The 7,122-nt window shown below is 33.4% G+C and carries 11 protein-coding genes; 7 read left to right on the plus strand and 4 right to left on the minus strand.

What is annotated here, in order from left to right:
* The coding region (locus A5N85_RS04820) for a transposase (RefSeq protein WP_072576217.1) at positions 1-452 on the plus strand (452 nt) is incomplete at its 5' end.
* 5 nt (positions 453-457) lie between these two features.
* Here the strand turns inward: A5N85_RS04820 and A5N85_RS04825 are convergent.
* Positions 458-1,168: an ATP-binding protein gene (locus A5N85_RS04825; protein ID WP_169818623.1), complete on the minus strand. Its 711-nt coding sequence runs from the start codon at positions 1,166-1,168 to the stop codon at positions 458-460.
* Between the two features lie 666 nt (positions 1,169-1,834).
* Positions 1,835-2,806 carry a tyrosine-type recombinase/integrase gene (locus A5N85_RS04835; RefSeq protein WP_072576220.1) on the minus strand — a complete coding sequence of 324 codons (972 nt, stop codon included), beginning with the start codon at positions 2,804-2,806 and terminating at the stop codon, positions 1,835-1,837.
* 223 nt (positions 2,807-3,029) lie between these two features.
* On the opposite strand from A5N85_RS04835, the gene A5N85_RS04840 reads away from it, so the two are divergent.
* From A5N85_RS04840 to A5N85_RS04855, 4 genes are read left to right on the plus strand one after another with little or no spacing between them, the layout of a single operon-like run.
* Complete coding sequence (locus A5N85_RS04840) at positions 3,030-3,284, plus strand: type II toxin-antitoxin system Phd/YefM family antitoxin (protein WP_072576221.1); 255 nt, start codon at positions 3,030-3,032, stop codon at positions 3,282-3,284.
* Positions 3,277-3,540 carry a Txe/YoeB family addiction module toxin gene (locus tag A5N85_RS04845; RefSeq protein ID WP_072576222.1) on the plus strand — a complete coding sequence of 88 codons (264 nt, stop codon included), beginning with the start codon at positions 3,277-3,279 and terminating at the stop codon, positions 3,538-3,540. The genes A5N85_RS04840 and A5N85_RS04845 overlap by 8 nt, the downstream gene beginning before the upstream one ends.
* An 8-nt stretch (positions 3,541-3,548) precedes the next feature.
* Complete coding sequence (locus tag A5N85_RS04850) at positions 3,549-4,238, plus strand: hypothetical protein (RefSeq protein ID WP_072576223.1); 690 nt, start codon at positions 3,549-3,551, stop codon at positions 4,236-4,238.
* A gap of 58 nt (positions 4,239-4,296) precedes the next feature.
* Entirely contained in the window at positions 4,297-5,322 is a 1,026-nt protein-coding gene (locus tag A5N85_RS04855; RefSeq protein WP_072576224.1) for an Rpn family recombination-promoting nuclease/putative transposase, read from the plus strand.
* Positions 5,323-5,521: 199 nt separating this feature from the next.
* On the opposite strand, the gene A5N85_RS04860 is transcribed toward A5N85_RS04855, so the two are convergent.
* Positions 5,522-5,821 (minus strand): type II toxin-antitoxin system RelB/DinJ family antitoxin, encoded by a 300-nt coding sequence (locus A5N85_RS04860; protein WP_072576225.1) that lies wholly within the window; start codon positions 5,819-5,821, stop codon positions 5,522-5,524.
* A 134-nt stretch (positions 5,822-5,955) separates the two neighbouring features.
* Here A5N85_RS04860 and A5N85_RS04865 point away from each other — a divergent pair, with 134 nt between their 5' ends.
* The gene (locus A5N85_RS04865; RefSeq protein ID WP_072576226.1) at positions 5,956-6,417 is read left to right on the plus strand and encodes a DUF4878 domain-containing protein; all 462 of its coding nucleotides are present in this window, start codon (positions 5,956-5,958) and stop codon (positions 6,415-6,417) included.
* Between the two features lie 23 nt (positions 6,418-6,440).
* On the plus strand, positions 6,441-6,641 hold the full coding sequence (locus A5N85_RS04870; protein ID WP_072576227.1) for a hypothetical protein: 201 nt from the start codon (positions 6,441-6,443) through the stop codon (positions 6,639-6,641).
* Between the two features lie 37 nt (positions 6,642-6,678).
* Here A5N85_RS04870 and A5N85_RS04875 read toward each other — a convergent pair whose 3' ends face one another.
* Positions 6,679-7,044 carry a hypothetical protein gene (locus A5N85_RS04875; protein WP_143143186.1) on the minus strand — a complete coding sequence of 122 codons (366 nt, stop codon included), beginning with the start codon at positions 7,042-7,044 and terminating at the stop codon, positions 6,679-6,681.
* Positions 7,045-7,122 lie beyond the last annotated feature (78 nt).

A 7,122-nucleotide genomic window follows, 5' to 3' on the forward strand; every position in this document is an offset into this window, starting at 1 on the left:
TTGATGAATGTGGTTTTAAAGCCTTTGCTCATAGACCTTATGGCTACAGCACAAAAGGACAAGTTTGTCATGGAAGTGATAACTGGCATTTAAGAACCAGAGCAATGCGATTGGTAGCCATTATCAATGGAGAATTGTTTGCCTTACGCTTATATGATGGTTCTATTAACAGCGATATTTTCTCTCATTGGGTGAGAGAAGCACTGTTACCTGAGTTACCTAAAAACAGTGTAATTGTCATGGACAATGCCGCTTTTCATAAACGCAGTGATATTCAAGCAATCATTGAAGAGCATGGGCATGAAATAGTTTGGTTACCCCCTTATAGTCCAGACTTAAATCCCATTGAAAAGATGTGGGCTTGGATTAAGCAAATACGCAAAGAATGGCGGATGGATTGTATTGATACTTTATGCTTTTATCTGCTTTGGATTGGGTTGGGCTTTAGATGATTGCACTATATGTTTACATCAATCTTTTTACCACCCAAAAGCCAAAGAAATCGAGTATTTTCAATATCATCACGATCTTTCATAGTAATTTCTTGATGATTTATAATGATTTTAAATTTATCTCCATAAACTGAAAACCGTCTAGCAAGACGCTTTTTCAAGCTGTTTATAGTTTGTTTGATGCGACTATTATTAATTTTCTCAAGACGAATAAATGTCCCTTTTTCCTTGATAGTTAAACATTCTTGGGGTAAAAAAGGAGGGTTATACTCCGCCTGATTATTCTTTATAGCATCACGGATCGCCTGTGTTTCCATTGTTAGCCCATGTGCAATACCATCAGCCCCCATAGATTGAATTATTACACTATCAGCAACAGAAAACAAAGCTAGCTTTCCCAAACCTTTTCGTCCCATAACAGGTCGTCCACTTGCTGTTATAACAGCCTCGGGATCAGAAGAATTTAACCGTCTGCGATAGCCAACTTTCAGGAACTTCTCATTCATTTCCTCAGAAGTTATCCCCTTGCCATCATCAAAAATTTCAATGAATTGGCATGGAGTATTTTCATCAATAGTAATCTGAATTTTACTTGCATCAGCATCCCACGCATTGGCAACGATTTCAGTTAATACTGCAGATAAGTTGCTGTATAGATTGATCCCTAAATGTTCAAGAACATTTAAATCAACCGTCATACGATACTTGTTATCCATGCTAAATCCCTCCTCTCTTACATTTATCATAAATTGCATCAATTTTTCATAAATTGGCTTCAACCCTGAAGTGCAATATTTTTAGAAACCAGATTGAGATGTAAGATGTACAGTGTTGTACATCGAATTTCAATTCTACTCCCAAAATATTATGAAACGCTACAAACACCTTAAACCCGAACAACGATACCAAATATACAATTTCCTGAAAACTCAAATTTCTCATAGAGAGATAATGTAGTGGTAATTAACGACCAATTTAGCAATTGCTCGCTTGAACTATGATAGAAAATTTCTTTTCGGTATGGGATGCTCCATGTGATCAAGATATCTATCGTTTTATTAGACCACTACATAAAAGGGCTATGCTTTACCTTAAGTTGATCGATTTGCATAAGGATCTGATATCTCCGCTCAAATACGTCATGATGAATATGAAGCATATACAGATGAATATCCGATACATGAGTAATCAAGAGAAGTATTATTACATACATCTTTAAATCTTTTATTTAATATAGAACCGACTATAATTGAAGAAAATCAACAATTAGCAGCAAAGAAAGTGCAAACTAACTTCGTTTGTCCACCTTGTGGGGATAAGGCTTTAGGAAAATCTAGTTTGGAATTGATTTGTGGTACTTGTTTTTAGACGAATTTTTATCTTCAAATTTTGTAGCTAAAACTTTTCATAAGAGCTTTGGTTCTTTTAATAGCTCGCCTGTCATAAAGTGATGTTGTCGATATACATTCATGCCCCATCACTTCTTTAACCATATTTATATTAACACCTATGTCGAACAAGTATGTTGCTAAAGTTCGTCTCAAATCATGAGCCGTAAATCTTTTTAATCCAGTGCATTTCCTGTATCTATTTAAAAGATTATTGACCGATGCCATCTGTAAGCGCCTATTTTTAGCAATATGATTTGTATGAAATTGAAAAAATAGTGGAGCGTCAGGACAGCTCTTAAATGGATGTATTAACAGATAATTCTCTAATAAATATCTAATATTTACAGGCAAATAAATACATCTCCCTTTGTTTCCTTTGGTAATCACGATAAAAAAACCTTCTTGAAGGTTGATATCTGCACAATTTAAACTTCTGACCTCAAATTTTCTAAGTCCACATTCCACCATCAAACCAAATAGACACATATCTCTCAATTTCATTAATTGTGTATTTTTTGATTGAGAAACTATATGATAAAAGAGAAAAATTTCTGATACTTCTAAGGCTCGACCAGCAATTCTATAACCCGATACTCTATCTACAGACTGTATGAGCAAATACTGTTTAGCTGACATTTGTTTATGCATCCAAGCATTTTTAGCAACCATACGCATTACAGTAAGATATTGATTAATGGTAGATGGAGCGTAATCTAATTCTAATAAATAATTTTTAACAAAATACACTTCATCAATAGTTAAAGTTGACCAGTCATAATCCTTTTCTTGACCAAGAATAAATATTATTCGTCTTAAGATACTACGAGTCAGTGATTTCCCAGATTTGGATATCAATGTATTGATGTAGCGTTCTGCTGGACAGTTGACTATATATAAGTGTGATTTTTTTTCTGATGATAGGCTCGAAGAAGCAAGCAATAATTCTTCTTTTGATAGTTTCATGTTTTTATTCCTATTAAAAATAATGAAAATAATTTTTAATTTCTAAAATCACTCGTATTGTTTATTTTTTGAACTTGTTTTTTATCCTTTAAAAAACATTATTCTAAATAGCAGAGTATGATGTTTTTCCTCATTTTTTGTGCATCTAATACCAAGATAAAATATCCCATACTTTGTAATTTCATGCTACTATATGTCCATATTTCTGAACAGGTTGATTGATATGCAAACAATTTCATATACAGAGGCACGTAATAATCTCAAAACACTACTCGATCAGGTATCAGAAGATGTCTCCCCTATCATCATTACTCGACGGAATGATGACGATGCTGTTGTGATGTCATTGGATTATTACAATGGATTGATGGAAACCATCCATCTGATGCGTAGTCCTGCAAACGTAGAACATCTTAATCGCTCTATTGAGCAATATCGGTTAGGGGTTACACAACAAAGTGATTTAATTGATGAGTAAGCGACTACTATCTTGGACATTAGAAGCCTGGCAGGATTATCTTTATTGGCAAGGACAAGATAAAAAAACACTAAAGAGGATTAATAAACTTATTCAAGATACATTGCGTACACCTCAAACAGGCATTGGTAAACCTGAAGCTCTAAAAGAAAACCTTTCGGGTTTCTGGTCCAGACGAATTGATGAAACTAATCGACTTGTTTATGCCATTGATGATCAAATGATTACTATTATCTCGTGTCGCTATCACTATTAGGAGTACATATGAAAAAGATTATTCTAGCTATATCAATTGGGTTATTAAGCAGTATTGCAGTATCTGGAACTTTTGATACAGGAATAAAAACACGCTATGGTGAATTGGCAGTCAAAGACAATGGTACAGTTATTTGGCAAGGTAAGAAAATTGTTACCAATAAAATGTTAGGCTTGCCTAAAGACACTTTCGCTTGGACAGATGAAGCACGTCTTTATCAGGTTGGTGAAAGTGATGTTCAGGTGATTAGCTACTCGCTTAGGAATAAAGATATTAGATTAGTGCTAGTCTCTATCCATCCTGATAAAAAGGCTGTTGTTATCAAAGACAAACAATTAAACAGCTATACAAATGATTTTTCTTATTTCACTGATGATAATAAATTGCTTATTTTTAAAGAAAAAAACATGTGGATTTTTGATGGAAACACAATCAAAAAAGAAAAAATTGTCACTAAAGGCAAAGTAATACCTGTAGATTTTTGTGCCCGTCTTTATAGTCTATCTACAGAATATCAACAGTATGAATACAGCGATAATAGAATTATGGGTTCGGATGGATATAGCGACTTCGTTTATGAAAGAATTCAAAAATATAAGGGATTTAATAAAAAGAAATTTACAGAATTGGTAAAAAATGGGAAAACCCTTCCTTTCAGTCAATTTAAAACTGATATTTGTAGCATAAAAAAGTCATGAGCTCAAAAGACTAGAATATAATTACATCTACTTATGTTAAACATTAATAACGATTTTTATGCCTCACCAACAACACGATCTTAATTATAAACAGGTCTTTAGCGAACCTACCGTTTTTAAAGATTTACTTACGGAATTTATTGCTCCAGAAATTGTTCAGCAGCTAGACCTTTCTACTCTTGAAAGAGTCAATAGTAGCTTTGTGAACGAAACTTTGCAATCTAGAGAAAGCGACGTGATTTGGCGAGTAAAAATTACTAATCGTGATTGGCTCTATCTTTATTTTCTGTTGGAGTTTCAAACGAAGGTTGATCGTTTTATGGCGGTGCGTATAGCAGAGTATGTCATTGCGCTTTACCAAGACCTAATCAAACAGAAACTATTCACAGCACAAGGAAAATTACCGCCCGTATTTTCAGCGGTTCTCTATCGTGGCGACAATAAATGGACAGCTGCACAAGAGTTGTCCCAGCTTATTGAACCTTTGCCAGGATTAAAACCCTACATTCTTGAGCATCGCTATTTTTTACTGGATGAAAAAGCCATTATTAATACGCCTGATTTTGATACCGATAAACGCAATATTGTTTCTGCAATCTTTCAATTAGAACATCTAAATAGCGAAGAACAAATACTAGCCTTAATGCCATTACTAATAGAATATGCTAATCTTCCAGGTGAAGAAACCTTACGCAGAGCATTGAGTATTTGGATTAAACGGGCGTTAACTAAAGCCAATTGGTTAACTCAAGAAGAAAAGACAGTATTTCTAGAAAACACAACTTTAGAAGAGGTGAATAATATGTTAGCTGAACGTTTAAATGCTTTACCTAAAAAATATATTCAACAAGGAATTGAGAAAGGAATTGAGCAAGGAATTGAGCAAGGAATTGAGCAAGGAATTGAGCAAGGAATTGAGCAAGGAATCGAGAAAGGAATTGAGAAAGGAATTGAGCAAGGGCGCGAAGAAGCGCGTCGTAGTTTAGCTCTAAAACTAATTGCTAAAGGAAATTATTCTGATGAAGAGATTGCAGAGCTAACCGAATTAAGCATGGAAGTAATTCAGCATTTGCGTAATCCTTAGAAAATCTTCTTTAGATTGAATAAAAGAGTCATACTTAATTGTTACACTGTTATGGTATAACAATTAAGTAGAGTAATAGAACGCGTTGCAAAATGTCGTTGAGCAAACAATTTGAAATCTCTATCTATGCTTCATCAATCAAAGATAAGTAATGCTTTTTGGGGTCTTTTTTAAATATTTTTCCATCTCAAAGAAGCATTTAGTCATGCGAAGTTTTCTCTATAATTTGATTTAACTCTTCAACGTTATCGAAGTGCTCCACTTCACCGTTAGCAAATTCCCGTTCAGTTTGGCGTAATCCTGCTTGAGTTTTTGACGTTAACGTAAAGTTCTTTTCAGATTGAAAGTCAAATGACAACGGGACCTTACGAGTAGCTGCCACTTGATTAAAAAACAATTTAATCGCTTGAGTGGGTGAAAGCCCGTAACCTGCCAAAACTTGAGTAGCTTCCTCTCTCAAATCATCATCCAAGCGCACATTCAAATTACTGCTGCCCATATTTTACCCCTTATTTACACATAATTTGCATATCTATTGTAAATAAAAAAATATCATCTACAATATTTATAAATGATTAGTTTTCAATAATTCATGCTGCCATAGGTGCAGATAACTGAAGAAGGAGTCTACATATGTTTAAAAAGATAACGATGCTCCTATTAGTAGTAGCTATAACTACTTTTTTAGCGGCTTGTAGTAAGAAAGATACTCCAAAAGAGATAGTTAATAAATTTTTTATAGAAGTTTTACAAGGTGATTCAAATAAAGCTGCTGACTATGTCTATAGCATAAAACCTGAATCAATTCTTAAGAATAAATATAAAGAACAAATTAGTTATAATGACGATGAAATTTTTTACTATGTAAATAATTTGGCGTATAGAACGAGAAATGTGGTTAGAGAATTTGGTGGTTTTGAAAATCTTAAAATTGAAAAAATTGCCTCTAACGAGGATAAAGAGGATAAAAATAAAGCATCAGTAGAAATTAAAATTATAACAAAGAGTATAAAGGATAAAGAACCTGAAACAGGAGCAATAATTCATCTACAAAAAATAGATGGTCAATGGAAAATAATTGAACTAGATATTTGAATATAAAACTAAGGAAATTAAATATGGATACTATAACTTTTTTTATTTTATTTGCTATCGCCTGTGTTGCTGGTTTTATAGTAAGTCTTTTCCTGAGAAAAGAGGAATATTTTGTTGATAATAATGATAATCTAGATAATAGCTCTTACAATCAATATAAGAAATTTGATAATCCTCATACTCCTAGTCATACTCATAATATAAATAGTTTTTGGACAGACTAGATAAAAGAAGGAGAGAAAATACCCCTTCTTCTTTTATTTATTTTTTTCTAAAATTCTGAGAAGAATTAAAGACTTTATTTGACGCCCCTTGTGCTACTTGCCCTGTTGCTTTTCCTCCTATATCTCCAACTCTTCTTCCATGTGAATTAGAGTCGTTAACAACACTGGATGCTCTAGCACTTCCTGCCTCAGAAATTAAATATAGTAGCAATAATGGGAAAATAAAGTAAAAAGCCGTATTTGCCATATCTAATATGAGGCGTTCTGCCATACTCATATTTAATCCACCTGCTCCAGCTATTGCTTCTCTTTTTTGTGCTATTGCATCAAAAAGCTGATCATCTAAGTGTTCAGCAATTGCCCATAAGCCTGGAAATATACAAATTACAAAAATAAGTACCAAACCCTTAATTAAAGTTTCTTTCTGGTAAGAACCAAAGAGTAAGTAAAACCCCCAAAAACAAACATAAATCCCCAATTA

Source organism: Suttonella ornithocola, assembly GCF_001889065.1.
In the GTDB taxonomy this organism is placed as follows: Bacteria; Pseudomonadota; Gammaproteobacteria; order Cardiobacteriales; family Cardiobacteriaceae; genus Suttonella_A; species Suttonella_A ornithocola.